Origin of the sequence: Actinoplanes cyaneus, from assembly GCF_016862095.1 — a bacterium.
In the GTDB taxonomy this organism is placed as follows: Bacteria; Actinomycetota; Actinomycetes; order Mycobacteriales; family Micromonosporaceae; genus Actinoplanes; species Actinoplanes cyaneus.
Genome location: NZ_BOMH01000025.1, coordinates 68,831 through 85,264 on the forward strand (window position 1 = coordinate 68,831; position 16,434 = coordinate 85,264).

Annotated in this window: 18 protein-coding genes and 1 riboswitch; of the genes, 7 read left to right on the forward strand and 11 right to left on the reverse strand. The window is 71.9% G+C overall.

Going from position 1 to position 16,434, the window contains the following annotated elements:
* Positions 1-7 precede the first annotated feature (7 nt).
* Positions 8-1,171, forward strand: coding sequence for a threonine synthase (locus Acy02nite_RS16485; protein ID WP_203741501.1), 1,164 nt, complete (start codon positions 8-10; stop codon positions 1,169-1,171).
* Here Acy02nite_RS16485 and Acy02nite_RS16490 read toward each other — a convergent pair.
* Positions 1,156-1,572 (reverse strand): type II toxin-antitoxin system PemK/MazF family toxin, encoded by a 417-nt coding sequence (locus Acy02nite_RS16490; RefSeq protein WP_203741503.1) that lies wholly within the window; start codon positions 1,570-1,572, stop codon positions 1,156-1,158. The genes Acy02nite_RS16485 and Acy02nite_RS16490 overlap by 16 nt on opposite strands.
* Positions 1,573-1,630: 58 nt before the next feature.
* Here Acy02nite_RS16490 and Acy02nite_RS16495 point away from each other — a divergent pair, with 58 nt between their 5' ends.
* A complete protein-coding gene (locus tag Acy02nite_RS16495; RefSeq protein WP_203741504.1) occupies positions 1,631-2,434 on the forward strand; it encodes an SAM-dependent methyltransferase in 804 nt (267 codons plus the stop codon).
* 30 nt (positions 2,435-2,464) lie between these two features.
* On the opposite strand, the gene Acy02nite_RS16500 is transcribed toward Acy02nite_RS16495, so the two are convergent.
* On the reverse strand, positions 2,465-2,614 hold the full coding sequence (locus tag Acy02nite_RS16500; protein ID WP_203741505.1) for a hypothetical protein: 150 nt from the start codon (positions 2,612-2,614) through the stop codon (positions 2,465-2,467).
* Positions 2,615-2,724: 110 nt separating this feature from the next.
* On the opposite strand from Acy02nite_RS16500, the gene Acy02nite_RS47495 reads away from it, so the two are divergent.
* Together Acy02nite_RS47495 and Acy02nite_RS16510 are read left to right on the forward strand one after the other, a co-directional pair.
* Positions 2,725-2,808, forward strand: coding sequence for a hypothetical protein (locus Acy02nite_RS47495; RefSeq protein ID WP_307872283.1), 84 nt, complete (start codon positions 2,725-2,727; stop codon positions 2,806-2,808).
* A gap of 97 nt (positions 2,809-2,905) precedes the next feature.
* Entirely contained in the window at positions 2,906-4,351 is a 1,446-nt protein-coding gene (locus Acy02nite_RS16510; RefSeq protein WP_203741506.1) for an OmpA family protein, read from the forward strand.
* Between the two features lie 131 nt (positions 4,352-4,482).
* Here the strand turns inward: Acy02nite_RS16510 and Acy02nite_RS16515 are convergent, their stop codons facing one another.
* Entirely contained in the window at positions 4,483-5,226 is a 744-nt protein-coding gene (locus Acy02nite_RS16515; protein WP_203741507.1) for an SDR family oxidoreductase, read from the reverse strand.
* A gap of 104 nt (positions 5,227-5,330) precedes the next feature.
* Here Acy02nite_RS16515 and Acy02nite_RS16520 point away from each other — a divergent pair, with 104 nt between their 5' ends.
* Positions 5,331-6,134 (forward strand): helix-turn-helix domain-containing protein, encoded by an 804-nt coding sequence (locus tag Acy02nite_RS16520; RefSeq protein ID WP_203741508.1) that lies wholly within the window; start codon positions 5,331-5,333, stop codon positions 6,132-6,134.
* Positions 6,135-6,150: 16 nt separating this feature from the next.
* Here the strand turns inward: Acy02nite_RS16520 and bluB are convergent, their stop codons facing one another.
* The 5 genes from bluB to Acy02nite_RS16545 all read right to left on the reverse strand — a co-directional run bounded on the left by bluB (position 6,151) and on the right by Acy02nite_RS16545 (position 11,313).
* Entirely contained in the window at positions 6,151-6,771 is a 621-nt protein-coding gene (gene bluB / locus Acy02nite_RS16525) for a 5,6-dimethylbenzimidazole synthase (protein WP_203741509.1), read from the reverse strand.
* Positions 6,772-6,807: 36 nt separating this feature from the next.
* Positions 6,808-7,013: riboswitch (cobalamin riboswitch) on the reverse strand.
* A 10-nt stretch (positions 7,014-7,023) separates the two neighbouring features.
* Positions 7,024-7,332, reverse strand: a complete 309-nt coding sequence (locus tag Acy02nite_RS16530; RefSeq protein WP_203741510.1) for an NIPSNAP family protein — start codon at positions 7,330-7,332, stop codon at positions 7,024-7,026.
* A 158-nt stretch (positions 7,333-7,490) separates the two neighbouring features.
* Positions 7,491-8,387, reverse strand: coding sequence for an LLM class flavin-dependent oxidoreductase (locus tag Acy02nite_RS16535; RefSeq protein ID WP_203741511.1), 897 nt, complete (start codon positions 8,385-8,387; stop codon positions 7,491-7,493).
* Entirely contained in the window at positions 8,384-10,456 is a 2,073-nt protein-coding gene (locus tag Acy02nite_RS16540) for an LLM class flavin-dependent oxidoreductase (protein WP_203741513.1), read from the reverse strand. The genes Acy02nite_RS16535 and Acy02nite_RS16540 overlap by 4 nt, the downstream gene beginning before the upstream one ends.
* A gap of 56 nt (positions 10,457-10,512) precedes the next feature.
* The gene (locus Acy02nite_RS16545) at positions 10,513-11,313 is read right to left on the reverse strand and encodes a thioesterase family protein (RefSeq protein WP_203741515.1); all 801 of its coding nucleotides are present in this window, start codon (positions 11,311-11,313) and stop codon (positions 10,513-10,515) included.
* A gap of 92 nt (positions 11,314-11,405) precedes the next feature.
* On the opposite strand from Acy02nite_RS16545, the gene Acy02nite_RS16550 reads away from it, so the two are divergent.
* Positions 11,406-12,800, forward strand: coding sequence for a hypothetical protein (locus Acy02nite_RS16550; RefSeq protein ID WP_203741517.1), 1,395 nt, complete (start codon positions 11,406-11,408; stop codon positions 12,798-12,800).
* Positions 12,801-13,085: 285 nt separating this feature from the next.
* On the opposite strand, the gene Acy02nite_RS16555 is transcribed toward Acy02nite_RS16550, so the two are convergent.
* A complete protein-coding gene (locus Acy02nite_RS16555) occupies positions 13,086-13,925 on the reverse strand; it encodes a helix-turn-helix domain-containing protein (RefSeq protein WP_203741519.1) in 840 nt (279 codons plus the stop codon).
* 75 nt (positions 13,926-14,000) lie between these two features.
* Positions 14,001-14,552 carry a CGNR zinc finger domain-containing protein gene (locus Acy02nite_RS16560; protein ID WP_203741521.1) on the reverse strand — a complete coding sequence of 184 codons (552 nt, stop codon included), beginning with the start codon at positions 14,550-14,552 and terminating at the stop codon, positions 14,001-14,003.
* A gap of 60 nt (positions 14,553-14,612) precedes the next feature.
* On the opposite strand from Acy02nite_RS16560, the gene Acy02nite_RS16565 reads away from it, so the two are divergent.
* Positions 14,613-15,914 (forward strand): MFS transporter, encoded by a 1,302-nt coding sequence (locus Acy02nite_RS16565; protein WP_203741523.1) that lies wholly within the window; start codon positions 14,613-14,615, stop codon positions 15,912-15,914.
* A gap of 85 nt (positions 15,915-15,999) precedes the next feature.
* Here Acy02nite_RS16565 and Acy02nite_RS16570 read toward each other — a convergent pair whose 3' ends face one another.
* Entirely contained in the window at positions 16,000-16,407 is a 408-nt protein-coding gene (locus Acy02nite_RS16570) for a TIGR03618 family F420-dependent PPOX class oxidoreductase (RefSeq protein WP_203741525.1), read from the reverse strand.
* Between the last annotated feature and the right edge of the window lie 27 nt (positions 16,408-16,434).

Here is a 16,434-nt window from a genome sequence, read left to right on the forward strand (position 1 = left end):
TTCGGGGGTGGGTTCACTCGCGATCGGGCAGCGCTCCCTGGGCGATCCGCGGATCGGCTTCCCGCTGTGGCCGCCGCTGACCGACGGGTGCCCGCGGACCAGCACCGCCGACGTGGCGTACCCGGTGGACGTCGACTACGACTACGAGCGGGCCGGGGCGGAGCTGTATCCCGCGCTGCTGCCGCCGCTGCCGGCGCCGGGGCTCGGCGAGGGCCGGACCCCGCTGGTCGAGCTGGAGCCGGGCGTCTTCGTCAAGGACGAGTCCCGGAATCCGACCTGGAGCCACAAGGACCGGCTCAACCGGTGCACGGTCAGCGCCGCCGTCGGGGTGGGCGCGGCCGGTGTCGTCGTGGCGTCGTCCGGCAATCACGGGGCTTCCGCCGCCGCGTACGCGGCCCGCGCCGGACTTCCCTGCGTGGTGATCACCGGTCCGGAGCCACAGCCGGGCGTCGTCGCGTTCCTGCGCGCCTACGGGGCGGTGGTCATGGCCGTACCGTGGGAAGGTCGTTGGCCCCTGATGCGGCGGATCGCCGAGCGCGCCGGTCTGCACCCGGTGAGCAGCACCACCGTCACGCACACCGGCCATCCGTTCGGCCCGGAGGGCTACAAGACGATCGCGTACGAGATCCACGCCGATCTCGGCACGCCGGAGGCGGTCTTCGTGCCGACGGGGTACGGCGAGCTGCTGTACGGCATCGCGAAGGGTTTCACCGAGCTGCGGCGCCTGGGCCGCGCGCGGCGTGTCCCCCGCATGATCGCGTGCGAGCCGGCCGCCGCCGCACCGCTCGTCAAGGCGCTGCGTGAGGGTGTTCCCGCGGCGCACGTCGAGGTGGGTGCCACCGACGCCGGGTCGATCGTGTCCCCGGTCAGTGGTTACCGCGGTGTCCTCGCGGTCCGGTCGAGCGACGGCCGGGCTCTCGCGGTGACCGACCCGCAGTTGCGGGCGGCCCAGGCGGAGCTCGCCCGGGCCGGCCTGTGGACGGAACTCGCCGGCGCCGCGGGCCTGGCCGGGCTGCGCGCTCTCGGCCCGGTCGAGGGTCCGGTGGTCTGCGTTGCCACGTCGAGCGGCCTCAAGAACCCGGTCCGTGACTCAGCGCCGGCACCGGCGGTGGTCACGGACTGGGCGCAGGCCGCCCGCATCCTGACGGCGTCCGGTCACTTCCAGTTGTAGTTGCGCTGCAGGATCATCGCGACCCTGGTGAACCGCACCGGGTCCAGGATCGCGCCCTCGCGCCGGATCCCGTCCTCGTCGACCTCCAGGATGCGGTCGAGCCGCAGCCAGCTGGGGCGGTTGTCGCGGTCCCACTCGCCGGGGCCGAGCGCCAGCCAGTGCCGCTGGCCGTTGCGCTCGTCCTGGCTGGAGAGCATCAGGCCGAGCAACGTACGACCCTCGCGGCCGACCACGAGCACCGGCCGGTCCTTGCCCTTGGTCTCGTCGTCCTCGAACTCCACCCAGGTCCAGACGATCTCGCCCGGGTCCGCGTCGCCGTCGATGTCCGGCGCGTAGACGATGTGGCGCCCGCGCTCCTCGGTCGGCACCTGCCGCGGCCCGCGCCGGTGAGTGTTTTCCATCGGCGCACCGTACCGGATGTCGTAAGGTGGGCGGCGACGTCCACAAAGGAGCGTATCCGTGTCTCATCCCGGTCTGGACACCAGCCGCCCGCACCCGGCCCGGCGCTACGATTACTGGCTGGGCGGCAAGGACAACTTCGAGACCGACCGCGAGTCCGCGCGCCAGATCGAGGAGCGGATGCCGCTGGTCCGGCTCACCGTGCAGGAGAACCGGTGGTTCCTGCACCGGGCGGTGCGTTTCCTGGCCCGGCAGGGCATCAGGCAGTTCCTGGACATCGGCACCGGCATCCCCACCTCGCCGAACACCCACGAGATCGCGCAGGAGATCGACCCGAGCGCCCGGGTCGTCTACGCCGACAACGACCCGCTCGTGCTCGCGCACGCCCGCGCGCTGCTGACCGGCGACAAACGCGGCAGGACCGCCTACCTCGACGCCGACCTGCGCGACCCCGCCAAGATCCTCGGCAACGCGGACCTGCGGGACACGCTCGACCTGACCCAGCCGGTCGCGCTGATGCTGATCGCGATCCTGCACTTCGTCCGGGACGCGGAGAACCCGCGCGCCATCCTCGACACACTGATCGACGCGCTGCCCGACGGCAGTTACGTGGTGGCCAGCCACGTGACGCTCGAGTACATGACCCCGGAGGAGTTCAAGGCGGTCCGCGCGGTCGCCGAGGCCCAGTCGCAGTCCCGTTCCGGCGTGGAGCTGGCCGAGCTCTTCGCCCACCCCCGCCTGACGCCGATCGGGCCGGGCGTGCAGTCGGTGTCGCAATGGTGGGCGCAGGAGGCGCCGGCCCCGCGCCCGCGCGTCGAGGACGTCGCCTGCAACGGCTTCGTCGCCCGCGTGACCCGGGGATGAGCCGGGCCTGATTCTTGACGGCGCCGTCGGTCAGCGCGGGATCGCGCGGAGAAAAGCTTCGATCACCGCGTACGCCGAGGGCTGCGCCAGCACCTCGCGCGCGTAGGCCATGCCGGACTCGGCGTAACGCGCGACCGCCCGCCGGAAAAGCTGGTCCTTGTTGCCGTACGCCGCGTACATGCTGGTGCGGTTGATGTCCGCCCGCGCAGTGGCGTGAGTTCGCCTTCCTCTGAAGGAGCTGGCTCCGGCGTACCGATGAATCGCCTCGGTCGTCCTCGGAGATCGCGGACGTGGTCGTCTCCCTAGCGTCGGACGCCAGCTCCTTTATGATCGGCGCCGAGGTCTACGTCGACGGTGGCGCCAGCCGGGTCTGACGCAGGTCGCCGCCGGCCCGCTTCGCCACAGCGGCGCGGGCCGACGACGTCCACTATCATCGGTCGTCCACCGCTGTATGCCGCCCGGTGGTCCCGGATGGAGATCGAAGCGGTGCAAAAGGCTTGGCTCCGGATATTCCCGCCCGTGCTGACCGCGGTTCTCGCGATCGTCATCAACCTTCTGACTGACGAGTTCACCTGGCTTCTCGGCCTTGCCTTCGTAGTTGTCCTGACCGTTCAGATCATCGTCGACTTCCGCGCGGGACAGCCGGCGGCCGGCGTGCCCGCTGCCACGCCTCGATCCGCGAGATCAGTGCCGGCCTTTCTCCGCAGCCGGCGGGTTTGGACGATGACCGCCGCGAGCGTGCTGGCCTTTGCCGTCGTCGTGCTGGCCGGTCTGGTGCAGGCGCGCTGGAAGTCGTTCCCGGAGGAGACGCACACCGCTCATGCGGTGGGTGACACGAAGCCGAAATGCCCGGGGCCCGCCACCGGAAGTTATGCGATAGCCGTCGGTGCCCATTCAAATTCCCCACCGCCCCCGATCCCTCCCGAATTGATCATCCGGATGGTCGAAGGGTTGAACGGGGACGAGCGTGCGTCGATCGTCCGTGCTGACGGATCCCCGTCGTTGATCAAGCGGCTGAACTACTCCCACGAGGCACACCGGTCGGAAAGTCTGCAGAACCGACTGGCTGCGTCGAACCAGTTCATCATAGAAGTCGCCGCCGCGATCGACGGCGTTCGAGCCGATTCCGCCGAGGCTGCGCCCTTGGCGGCGCTGTCGCTGGCCGCGCGGGAGGCGGGCAAGGGCGGAGCGGTCGTTCTCCTGGACTCCGGACTCCAGACCGTGGCTCCGCTCGACTTCCGGAAGGGCTTCATCACCACATCACCTATGGAGATCAGCACCTGGTTGAAGGAGAATCGTCTGCTTCCGGATCTGCGGGAGCGCACCGTGCTGCTTGCCGGGCTGGGCGACACGGCCGCCCCGCAACCAAGCCTCGACGAGGCTCTTCACGCCGATCTCGTGGCTATCTGGCAGCAGATCGTCAAGGACGCGGGCGCATCCTGCGTCTCCGTGGTGGCGGAACCGGCGATGGGCACCACATTGTCCGGTCTACCGCCGGTCGGCGTGGTGCCGTTGCCCCGGACACCGTCGCTGGACCTGTCCTGCCGTCCGTCGACCTTCGCGGCCGCCAGCGCGATCGGTTTCGTGGGTGACTCCACCACCTTCCGGAACCCCTCCGCAGCCAGGACAGCGCTGCAGAGCATCGCCGGCGAGATCATCGCCAGGAATCGACCGGTCACCATTACCGGGACCTCGTCGACCAGCGGCTCATCGGCGCAGCAGATGGCGCTCTCGCTGGCCCGTGCCAACGCGGTCGAAAGCGAACTCGTGCGGCTCGGCGTGCCCGTCAAATTGATCAACTCGAAGGGCGTCGGCACCGACTTCCCGGGCTTCGTCGAAGACACCGATGGGGCGGGGCACATCAATCCCGCGGTAGCCGGGCAGAACCGGGGTGTCATCCTCCAGCTGAGCTGCTGAACGTCGGCACCCCGCGGAACACCCAGCCCGAGGCCGCCGCCGAGATGCTCCGGTTCCACCTCTACCGGGTCACCAGCGGTCGCCGTGGCGGCCCGGTCCCGCAGGAGCTTCCCGGGCCGCCGGCCCAGCTCTCAGCGCCCGGGCAGGGTCGTGAGCGCCTGCGAGCGTTGCGCCACCAGATCGGCGTAGGTGCCGTCGCGTTCCGCCCAGCGGTGCTGCCGCACGGCCTGCACGAGGATCTCGTCCGGGGTCGGATGTTGCCCGAGCAGCCCCATCACCTCGTCGAGGTAGTCGTCGAGGTCCAGCGCGCGCGGGTTCAGCCGCTTGTGCTCCGGCGTGGTCGCCACCCCCGGCGGCACCAGTTCGGTGACCTCGACGCCGGTGCCGGCGAGGTGGGCGCGCAACGCCTCGGTGTACGCGTGCACGCCCGCCTTCGTGGCGGCGTACGTGGCCATCAGGGGAAACGGCAGGAAGCCGATGCCGGAGCTGACCGTCATGAAGGTGCCGGCACCACGGCCGACCAGGTGCGGGGTGAAAGCGTCGAGCACCCGGATGGTGCCCAGCAGGTTGGTCTGCACGGTCGTCTCGGCCACGGTGAAGTGCCCGGGGTCGCGCAGGTCCTCCGTCAGCTGAACCCCGGACATGGTGACCACGACGTCGAGGCCGGGGTGGCTGTCCAGCACGCTGTCGCGGGCCCGCCGCACCGAGTCGGCGTCGGTGACGTCGATCTCGACGGTGCCCAGACCGTCGAGGGAGACCGGGCGCCGGCCGCCGACGATGACGGTGCCGCCCGCGGCGGCGAAGCGGCGGGCCAGGCCCAGGCCGATGCCGGAGGTGCCCCCGGCGATGAAGACCGTGCGGTTGTTGATGTCCATGAACACCAAGGTCGCAGCCTCGCCGGGGCCCAGGAAGTGCTCTGCTGATCCGGGTAGTGGCAGGACCCCCTGTCCGCGCCCGCGCCGGTACTAGCCTCGGCCTCATGAGCACCAATCGGCTGGGCGAATACCTGCGCGCGCGGCGCGAACTGGTCACGCCCGAGCAGGCCGGCATCCAGCCCGGCGCCCGCCGCAGGGTCAGTGGTCTGCGCCGCGAGGAGGTGGCGCTGCTCGCCGGGATCAGCGCCGACTACTACCTGCGGCTGGAACGCGGCCGCGACAAGAACCCGTCACCTCAGGTCCTCGAAGCGCTCGCCAGGGTCCTGCACCTGGACGAGGTCGAGAGCCGGTACCTGCTGGGTCTCGCCGCGCCCCGGCCCCGGAGCCGCCCCCGGGCCCGGGCCGAGCACGTGCCCGCGCGGCTGCACCACCTGCTGGCCGCCGTCGGGGTGCCGGCCTTCGTCGAGGGCCGGGCCTTCGACGTGCTGGCGGCCAACGCCCTGGCCACGGCACTGTCACCCCGGCTGCGCCCGGGCCAGAACCGGCTGCGCTCGATGCTGCTCGACCCGGAGGAGCGCGAGTTCCACGCCGACTGGGAACGCTCCGCGGCAAGCCTCGTCGCGGCGTTCCGCCAGACCATCGGCGACGCGCCCGACGACGCCCGGGTCGTCGGGCTGGTCGGCGAGCTGACGCTGTCCAGCGCGCGGTTCCGCTCGTTGTGGGCGCGTCACGACGTGCGGCAGTTGCGGGGCGGCACGACCACCGTCCGGCACCCGGTGGTCGGCGAGCTGACGCTGCACCGGGACAAGCTGCCGGTCGACGGCCTCCTGCTGGTGCTCTACTACCCCGACGAGGCCGGCGAGAACGCCGAGAAGCTGCGCCTGCTGGCCTCGCTGGCCGCGTCCTGACGACGGCCCGGGTGCACTACCACCGGTCGTCGTGGCGGGCCAGCGCCAGCGGGCGGCGACTGCGCCAGCCGTGCCGCTCCAGGTCGGGGACGTCCTGCAGGTGGCTGACCGGGCCGACGCACAGCCACGCGACCGGCCGGATGCCCACCGGGATGCCGAGCAGCTCCCGCAGGAAATCCTCGCGGTAGAACGACACCCAGCCCACGCCCAGGCCCTCGGCGGTCGCCGCGAGCCACAGGTTCTGGATGGCCAGGCACACCGAGTAGAGGCCGGCGTCGGCGATCGCGTGCCGCCCTAGGATCCCCGGCCCGCCACGCTCCGGGTCGTAGGTCACCACGATCGACAGCGTCGACTCCAGCACGCCGTCGATCTTGATGCGGGCGAACCGGGCAGCCGCGTCCCCGCCCAGCGTCGCGGCGAAGACGTCCCGTTCGTCACGGACGTGCTCGTGGAATGCCTTCTTCAACCCTTCGTCGCGTACGACGATGAAGTCCCACGGCTGGGACATGCCCACACTCGGCGCGGCGTGCGCGGCGGTCAGGATGCGGTCCAGCACCGCGTCGTCCAGCGGCTCGCCGGTGAACTCGGCGCGGACGTCACGGCGGCGGTGGACGATCTCGTACAGGTCGTGCGTCATGGGCAGGCTCCCGCTGCGCTCGACTCCGGGCAGGCCGGAGTGATCGGACGCGAGGCCGGTCTTCGGACTCCCGGATCGTCACCTCACCGCCCGCCTTCCCAGCCCGCCGGGCCAGTGGCTACGCGCGAACGCGTGTGGGCGGCAGCTCCCCGGTCACCGCGGCGGGCCCGTGCCGGATTCGCACCGGCTTCCCAGATTCTCCCCGCCGTCGCCGGCCGGGCACCTCGCAACAAGTTCGTGCCGTCCCGCACCCTATCCCGGCAGCAGCGGGCGCATGAAAGTGCGTTCGTATCGCAGCACGCACCCCGACTCGTCCCGGATCCGGTCGGCCGCGACGAACTCCGGGTCGTCGCCGAACCGGGCACGGTACCGCTCATAGGCGGCCAGGCTCTCGAAGCTGAACAGCGCCTCCGCCCGGTCACTCGCACCCTCGGCCGGCAGGAAGTACCCGTGGTGAACGCCGCCGTGCTTCGCGACCAGGCGCATCCACTCCCGGGCGAAGCGCTCGAACGCCTCGATCTGGGCAGGGTCGATGGTGTAGTGCACAACGCAGGTGATCACCCGCCGAGCATAGGGTCGCCCACCCGGTGCGGCTCCGGTCCCGCTCAGCGCAGAGTGAGGTGGAAGGAGCGGGCGCCGCCGGCCCACGCGCGGTGCAGATCGGCCGGCACGGGCCCGCCCCGCCATGCCGCAGCCCCGGCCACACTGCGAAACACCGCCTAGGGGCGCTCGGCGGCGACCAGTTCCCGCACGGCCGGGGCGACCTCCGCCGCGTACTCCTCGATGGTCGCCGGGTCGTCGGTGGCCAGGATGAACGTGCTGATCCCATGTTCCAGGGCGAGCCCGGCCAGGTCCTCGGCCCACTGTTCGGCCGGGCCGTTCAGGAAGGAGCGGCCGAACTGGCTGAACGTGCCGTTGATGTTGAGCAACCGGCGGACCCGCGCGGGATCGCGGCCGGACTCGCGGGCACTGTCGTCGATGTGCTCGTTGATCGTGGCGTAGTCGCCCGGCCCGCCCTCGAGGTAGGACAGCGACGGCAGCACCCCGTCCGCGGCGCGGCCGATCAGGCGCAGCATCCGGGGCTTGTACGCGCCGACCCAGATGCTCATGTCGTGTGCCGGAGCGGGCCCGCGCTTGAGGCCTTCCGCCTGGTAGAACTCGCCGTGCACGCTGACCGGGCCGGGCCGGTCGGCGTCCCAGACCGCGCGGATGACCCTGATCGCCTCGCCGAGCGCGGAGACGGCCTGGCCGGGGGTGAGCCGCCGGGCGCCCATCGCCTCGATGCCGTCCCAGAACGCGCCCGCGCCCAGACCCAGCTCGATCCGGCCGCCGGTGAGCCGATCCAGGCTCGCGTGGCTGCGGGCGAGCACGGCCGGCTGCCGCAGCGGCAGGCTGAGCACGTTGCCGCTGAGCCGGATCCGGGAGGTGCGCGCCGCCGCGTACGTGATCAGCGTCCAGGTGTCGTGGAACTTCGGCAGGTACGGGTGGTCCTGGAACGTGGCCAGGTCGAGCCCGGCCCGGTCGGCGACCACTGCCAGTTCGACGGCCTGGTGCACCGGCTGGGCGGTGGGCGTGATGAACGTCCCGAACAGCAGCTCGTGTCCATAATCGGTCATCGGGTCGCCGCCTTGATGTTGAAGTTGTCGCGGAACAGGTTGTCCGGGTCGTAGCGGTGCTTGAGCTCGCGCAGCCGGGCCAGGGTTCGCGGCGGGAACGCGTCCTCGACCCGCTCCGGGCTCAGATCGGTCTCGAAGCTCAGGTAGAGCCCGTCGAAATGCGCGGTCAGCGGCGCCCACGCGGCGTCCACCCGCTGCTTCGAGGAGCCCATCACGATGACCGAGAAGTTCGCCGAGCGGTGGGCGTAAGCGGTCTGCTCGGCCGGCACGTCGGCGACCGCGCCGCCGACCGTGCGGATCTGGAACCAGTGGACCGCGCCGCTCGCCAGCAGTTCCACGGCGGCCCGCGCGAACTCGGGCGTGAGGTGCTCGATCAGCCCGGAGCGGGACACCGGTTCGCCGGCCCCCTGGTGGTAACCGCCCTCGGCGGCGTTCGAGATCACCCCGGTGTACGGCGTGAGCACCACGTTCTGCTGGTAGAGCGGCGCGATCGCGGCGATCGGCTGCAACTGCTCGATGATCGTTTCCGGGTCGTCGTTGTCGACCACCGCCATGAGCTGGGCGAACACGGGCTGCCCGGGCCGCGGCGGACCCATGATCAGCTGGCCGCTGACGTCGCGGGGCGCCTCCTCGATGGCGCGGCCCCACTTGACGAGCAGGTCGGCGGGGTCGTCGGCGGCCACGACGAGCTGGGCGAAGCCGACGTCGCCCACGTCGTACGCCTCGAACTCGAACGACGTCACGACACCGAAGTTGGCGCCGGCGCCGCGGACCGCCCAGAACAGGTCGGCGTTCTCGCTGTCGGAGGCCCGCACGACGCTGCCGTCGGCGAGCACCATCTCGACGGCGACGAGGTGATCGATGGTGAGGCCGTGTTTGCGGGCCAGCCAGCCGACGCCGCCCGCGGTGGCGAGCCCGCCGACGCCGACGCCGCCGTAGTCACCGGAACTCAGCGCCCAGCCGTACGGGTGGATGGCCTGGGCGACGTCCGTCCAGCGCGCGCCGGGACCGACTCTGATCAGCCGCCGTGACTCGTCGAGCACCTCGATCGTGGTCATCGCGGCGAGACTGACCACGATGCCGCCGTCGTTCGTGGACCGCCCGCTGACTCCGTGCCCGGCGCTGCGCAGACCGAACGGCAGGTCCGGGTGCCGGCGCACGAAGGCCAGCGCGTCGACGACCTCGCTGGTGGTGCGCGGTCGCAGGACCAGACCGGGTGCGCCGCCGCGCATGTAGGTCGAGCGGACCCGTGCGTAGTCCAGGTCACCGGGCTCGACCGCGGTGCTCGCCAGCCCGGCCGGCACGCCGTCGTAGTCGATGCCGGGGCGGCGCTTCGCCCGTACCGAGGAAGGTCTGAAGATGATCGGCCCGGTGGCGTCCCGCAGGGTCTCCCACGCGGACAGGCCGGGCAGCTCGGCGGCGCGCACCAGGAACGTGTCCGCGCCGAGAGCGGTCAGCTCGGCCGGGCTCAGGCCCGGGCCGACGATCAGCACCCGGCGGATCTCCTCGGGGTCCCGGCCCGCTTCGGTCGCCGCCGCTTCGAGCTGCTTGTACGCCGTGGCCAGCTCGTCCGCGGTGATCCGCTCGAGATCGGCGACCCAGGCGTCCGCGAGCCGCCCGGCCAGGCGCACCGACTGCTGGTCATTTCCGGTCAGCCAGATCGGGATGCGGTGAGCCGGCAACGGGCCGCGCTGCGCCTTGGGGACGCGATGGTGCTCACCGAGGAACCGCAGCGGCCCGGTCTCGCCGGCGTCGAGCACCCCGCGCACGATGCCGGTCACCTCGTCGAGGTGCGCCCCGGTCAGCGCCAGTTCGAGCCGCCCGCCGGAGAGCAGGTCGAGGCTGGCGGCGGCCCGGCCCAGCACCGCCGGCTCGCCGCGCGCGACGTCGAGCCCGGTGGCGACCAGGCCGACCTTCTCGGTCTGACCGGCGATCCAGGTCAGGAGCGTCCAGTCGTCGCCGTCATCCGGCGCGTGCGGAACCGCGACCAGGTCGTAGCCCAGCTCCTCGGCCCGGCGGGCCTGCGCCACCGAGGTGACCAGCGCGCCGAACCGTACGGGGTGTGTCATCGCGGTCCCTCCACAGATTGATACGTCAATCAGTATCGCACCGGAAGAGACCCTGCCTAACCGCGCGGGGCCACCAGCAGCGGCTGCGCGACCCGGCCCAGCAGTCCCCGATCGTCACTGAGCGTGCCGTGCGCGATCCCGACCCCGTCCGGCCCGATCGTGGTCGCGGCGTCGAAGAACATCCACGGCGACTCCGGCACGCGCTGCACGGTCACGGTGAGTGTCGGCGGGATGAACAGCCATTCGGTGAGCGGCATCTCACCGGACAACCCGTTGCAGGAGTCCGCGACGACCAGCATCCGCTGCAGCGCCCCGGCCTCCTCACCGTCGACGAGCGGGATCCGCACCCGCGTCCACACCTTCGCCGGGCCGGTCCGGTTGAAGCCGCTCTCGACGAACCGCCACTCGATCGCCTCGCCGTACCCCCACTCGGCGCCGACGCCCTCGAAGTAGACCTCCGGCCGCGGCTCAGGCCCGGGCAGCGGCGGCGGCAGCGCGGCAGGCGTCGCCACCTGGGCGGTCGCGCCCGGCTGCCGCCGGATCCGCCAGCCGGACGCCCGGACGGCGAGCTTGCCGTTCGCCCACAGCTCGGCCTCGACCAGCTCGACCCGTTTGCCGGGCCGCACCACCCGCGCCTGCGTCCGGACCCGCCCCTGCGGGATCCCGCCGAGGAAGTCCACGCTGATCCGGGCGATCGGCAGGCCGTCGTCCGGGTCGCAGCGCTCGATCGCCCGGGCCAGCAGCGCGGCGGGCGGGCCGCCGTGCTGCAGGCTGAAGTCCCACGGGCTGGCCGTGGCCGGGGTGGACTCGTACTCGTCGTCGCCCACCGGCAGGTAGAACGCCTCGTGATCGGACACGGAACTCCTCGGTCTCGGCGCTGACCCTCGACTCTAGGCGGCGTTCATCGGCGCGTCGCCCGATGGTCGATGTCTGCCGATAGCTTTCGCCCATGCGAATCGGTCGAATGCTGACGGTTGCCGTCATAGCCGCAGGTTGTGCTCTGGTCGCGAATGGTCCGGCCACCGCCCACCCGGCGGGCACGATCCAGGTCAGAAACCACAAGCCGGACGTACGGGTCCCGTTCGTCAGCCGGCACGCCGGCGAGGCCGTCCTCGATCTGCGGGCCGCCGCCCCCGGCACGGACTGGGCCACCCGCGGCGCGGAGTCGGCCGTCGTGTCGATCTTCGTCGACGGGAGGTACGCCGCGGACCTGGTCGTCTCCGGCGCCCAGCCACTGGCCCGGCAGCTTGCGCTCGGGCGGGTTGCGGCCGGCGTACACACGCTGAAGTTGCACTTTGCCGCCGACCGGTCGCCGGTCGACAGGGCGAGCGTCCGCATCGACCGGCTCCGGGTCACCACCTACGACAAGCGTGACCCGGAGTACCAGGTCCTGCGCTTCGCGCCGATCATGTACGGCCGCAACGTGCCCGAGCTCGGCAGCCGATTCCAGAGCGCGACGACGGACGTGCCGCTCCTCGCGTGGCACGAGGTCACGCCGGCGGCGACGCCCGGGCACACCGTCCTGACGTACTCGCTGATCTGGAGCAACGAGGACGGCGGCACCAACACGCCGGCGCTGATGGCCCGCTGGGGACGGACGACCGACATCGAGTGGACGTACGCCGTCGAGCTCGACGAGCACGGCGAGCGCGTCCCGGGCAGTGACACCTACCAGGCCGCGAACCACCAGACGCTGCACTACACGGGCGCCTACGAGGGCGACCACCCGCGGCTGGAGACGTGCACGTCGAACAACAACATGTGCGACGTCGTCGACGACCCGATGCGGTTCTTCCTCTCCACGCTGCCGACGCTCCCGGCCGGGCAGCCGCGCGAGCACCTGATGGACACCAACCCGTGGACCTATCGGATCATGGCCGAGGAGATGACCCGCGAGGGCAAGATCGAGATTCCTTCGCCGTACGCCGTGAGCACGCCCGAGGTCAGCGACCAGCGCAACTACCTCTACGCGGCGGTCAGCAAGACCACCCAGGGCGTGAACTCGGGCAGCTCGTGGGTGGGGGTGGCCCTCGGCGTGAAGCTGACCAGCGGGGACACCGTCCACCTGTCCCACCACGTGGACCCGGCCTGGTCGATCCAGCGTGACGTGCCGGCCGCCACGACGGTCGAGCTGCCGGCCGGCACGACCCTCGACGACATCGCCGCGGTGAGCGTCCACCGCATCGTCGTGGGCACCGACACCGCCGCCCCGGTGCAGGTCACGGCGTTGTCCCGGGGCTTCCTCCTGAGCGAGTCGTACCTGCCGGGCTCGTCCTTCCTGAACTGGACCGGCAACGTCACCCTCACCCCGGAATCCCCGTCCGCGGTCGTCTGGACCCGCTGACCCCGCACGCCGCCCGGCCGGCGCCCACAGTCGTCACCCGCACCGGTAGACGACCATGAGCACCAGCCGGGCCGGCCGGTGCCGGCGGTCAGCCGGCGGCTCGGGTGGCTCCGCCGAGGGCTCCCGACGAGCCGTTTACGCACGCACGGCCGACCCGCCCGTCGTCGCGGGCCCCGCCTCGTGACGCGGCGCGCCGGTCGGGGTGGCGGACTCTGCGGTCGACGGCGGACCCGGCAGCGCGGGTGCCGCGAGACCCGCGACGCGCCGCTCCTGTCCGACGAGAGGTCAATCGATCGGCAGTGGCCAGCCGTCCAGCACGTGACCGGGATGTTCGCGCAGGAACCGCCGCCGGACCTCGACATATCGCGTCGGGGTGAGCCCGGTGAAGGCCCGGAACTCGTGGCCGAAGTGGGCCTGGTCGAAGTACCCGGCGCCGCCGGCGACGCCGGCCCAGTCGATCGGTCCGGCGGGGTCGATCGCGAGCACGGTGGCGGCGAAGCGGTAGCTGCGGGCCAACTGCTTCGGCGTGACGCCGATGAGCTCCTTGAACCGCCGTGCCAGGTGAGTGCTGCTGACACCGGCCGCCACCCTCAGGTCGCCGATCGCCACCGCCCCGCCGGTCGCCGCGATGACGCTGCTCGCCTGGCGGACCAGGCCCAGGCCGGCGGTCTCGCCCAGCCGCCGCATCAGCTCCTCCTCGAGCAGCGTCAGCATCTCGTGCGGCTCGTCCGCCGTGGCCAGCCGGTCCCGCAGCCGGGCGACGGCCGGCCGGCCCCACACCTGCTCCATCGTCACCGGCCGGTCGCACAGCTCGGCCGCGGGCATCGGCAGGAACGGCGCCGCGCCCCACGGCTTGAAGTGCACGCCGACGGACCGGGTCCGGGGTGGGTAACCGAACTCGTACGCGCGGGCGGGCGTGGTGACCATGCAGCCGTCGGCGTACTCGGCCGTCTCGATGCCGTCGCCGGCGCGGATGCGCAACGGTGCCCCGAGGTTGACGATGAGGAACGCCGCCGGACTTGCCGGGAGCGCCAGCCGGGCGTACGGCGGCGTGCCCTCCAGGTAGTAGAGGTCGTCGATCAGCCCGTCCAGCGGCGGTCGCGGCACTCTGGACACGTACTGCATTCCCCCAGCATCGCCGACGCCACTCGGGCATCGCGTGCCGGGTGGACAAAGGCTGAGGCCCCGGCCCTGCTCGCCCTACGCCGTACGGCTGCGGTAGGCGCGCATCTTCGCGCGGCTGCCGCAGATCGACATCGTGCACCAACGGCTGCGCCCGGCGGGACTGCGGTCGTAATACACCCACTGGCACGGATCCGACTCGCACGCCTTGAGCCGCTGCCAGGTCCCGGCGCGGACGGCGTCGGCCACTGCCGCGGCGAGCGTGGCGACGATCAGCGGCACGCCGGTCAGGCCGGGGGCGGGGACCACTGACGCGTCACCGGACGCGGTGATGGCCAGGACCAGCGGGCCGCGCGCCAGCAAGTCGCCGAGGGGCGCGGGCACGGCGACACCGACGTGTGCCCGGCACGCCGCGCGCAGCGCCTCCCGCACGTCACGGCACACTGCGACCTCCTCCTCCGAGAGGTCCGCCGGCTCATGCGCTCCCTCGACGTGAGCCCGCCAGAAATCCCGGAACTCGCCGGGATCGCGCAGGACATCGGTGCCGCCCTCCAGGTCAGCCGTATTGACGAAGTCCTGGACCAGGGCAAGGGAACCGGGTGCGGCGGGTCGGTTCCCGGGTTGCTCCATGCGAACACGTTACCTCTGTGCCAGCATCATCAGGTAACCGTTACCGAAGAAGGGGTTCTGATGGTAACCAAGCCTGGCCTGCTCAAGCGCGATCGTGACTTCCGCTGGTTCTGGGGTGGCCACACCGTCTCCGTCTTCGGCACCCAGATCACGGCGGTCGCGCTGCCGCTCGTCGCCGTGCTGACCCTGCACTCCGGCGCGGGCGCGGTGGCGGCCATCTCGACCGCCTCGTTCCTGCCCAATCTGATCTTCCCGCTGCTGGCCGGCCACTGGCTCGAGCACCGGCGGCGACGCCGCGTCATGATCTGGTCGGACATCCTGCGTGGCGTCGCGCTGGCGGTCGTTCCGGTGGCCCACTTCGCGGGCCTGCTGTCCGTGCCGCTGCTGGCAGCGGTCGCCTTCGCGGTGGGCGCGCTCAGCGTCGTGTTCGACACCGGCAGCTTCGCGTACGTGCCGAACATGGTCGAGGAGGTCGACCTGCCCGCCGCCAACCGCGCCGTGCAGGGCTCACGCACCGCCTCGGAGATCGCCGGTCCCGGCTTCGCCGGACTGCTGGTCAACCTGCTCGGCCCGCCGATGGCGCTGCTGGCCGACTCGATCAGTTACCTGATGAGCGCGCTCGGCGTGGCGGCGGCCAGGCGGCCCGAGCCGGCCCCACCGGAGCCCGGGGACAGCACCCACTTCTGGGACGGTCTGCGTCCGATCGTGACCAACCCGTTCCTGCGTGCGCTGACCGTGCACGCCGCCGGTTACAACCTGGCCTGGCAGATCCTCAGCATCAACCTGATCGTCTATCTGATCAGCGAGCGTGGCCTCGGCGCCGGCCTGTACGGTCTGGCGCTGAGCGCGAGCGGGGTCGGCGCTTTCGCCGGGACCATGCTGGCCTCCCGCCTCGCCGACCGGATCGGCTACGGCCGGGCGTTCGCCACCGCGCTGGCCTTCTCGACCGGGGTGCCCCTGTTCATCGCGGTGCTGCCCGGGCGTGGGGTGGCCCTGGCCGCGGCACTGGCGGCCTGTCAGATCGCGGCCGGCTTCGGCCTCGGCACAGCGAACGTGCTCTCGCTGACGCTCCGCCAGATCGTCGCGCCGAAGAACGCGCTGACCCGGACCGGTGCCGGCTATCGCCTGCTCATCTACGGCGTCATCCCGCTCGGCAGCGTGCTCGGCGGTGCCGTCGGCGGTGCGCTGGGCAGCCGGGCCGCGGTGGCGCTCGGCGCGGCCGGCATGGCGCTGTCGACGATCCCGATGATGGCCCGCCGCATCCGCGGCCTGGCGTCGCCCGAGGACGCCCGCGACGTCGAGCAGCCGGCTCCCGCGCCCGACCCGGCCGGCCACGGGCGGCCCCACAGCGACGTCTCGTGACCACCGAGAATCTCAGCCGCCTGCCGTACGACGACGCCGGCTCGGAGAGGCACGCGCCGCGCTCCTCCGAGCCGGTCGGAGCCGGTCAGGAGAGCAGCTTGCCCCAGACGTGCCAGCGCTCGATCTCCAGGTGCGCGGCGACCCGGGGACTCTCCCGGTTCGGGTAGTCGTTACCGGTGTAGTGACGGGACAGCCGGTCGATCTGGGCCAGGCCGGTGTCCTCGGTGATCGGGCCGACCCGTCCCTGCAGGCTCACGTGGGTGTACCAGTCGTCGGCCGCGAGCACGGTCAGCGAGACCCGCGGGTCGGCTCGCAGGTGCTTGATGCGGGCACGGGTGGCGTCCAGCCCGAGCAGCACCCGGCCGTCGTCCTCGAGCAGGTACCACGTGGCCACGGTGACCGGACGGCCGTCGGCGGCGACGGTGGCCATCACGGCGGGATTGGGCTGCCGGAGCAGGGCGAGAACGTTCTCGGGCAGAGGCGTGGAAGACATGCCCTCGACACTAGATCGTCCCGCCCC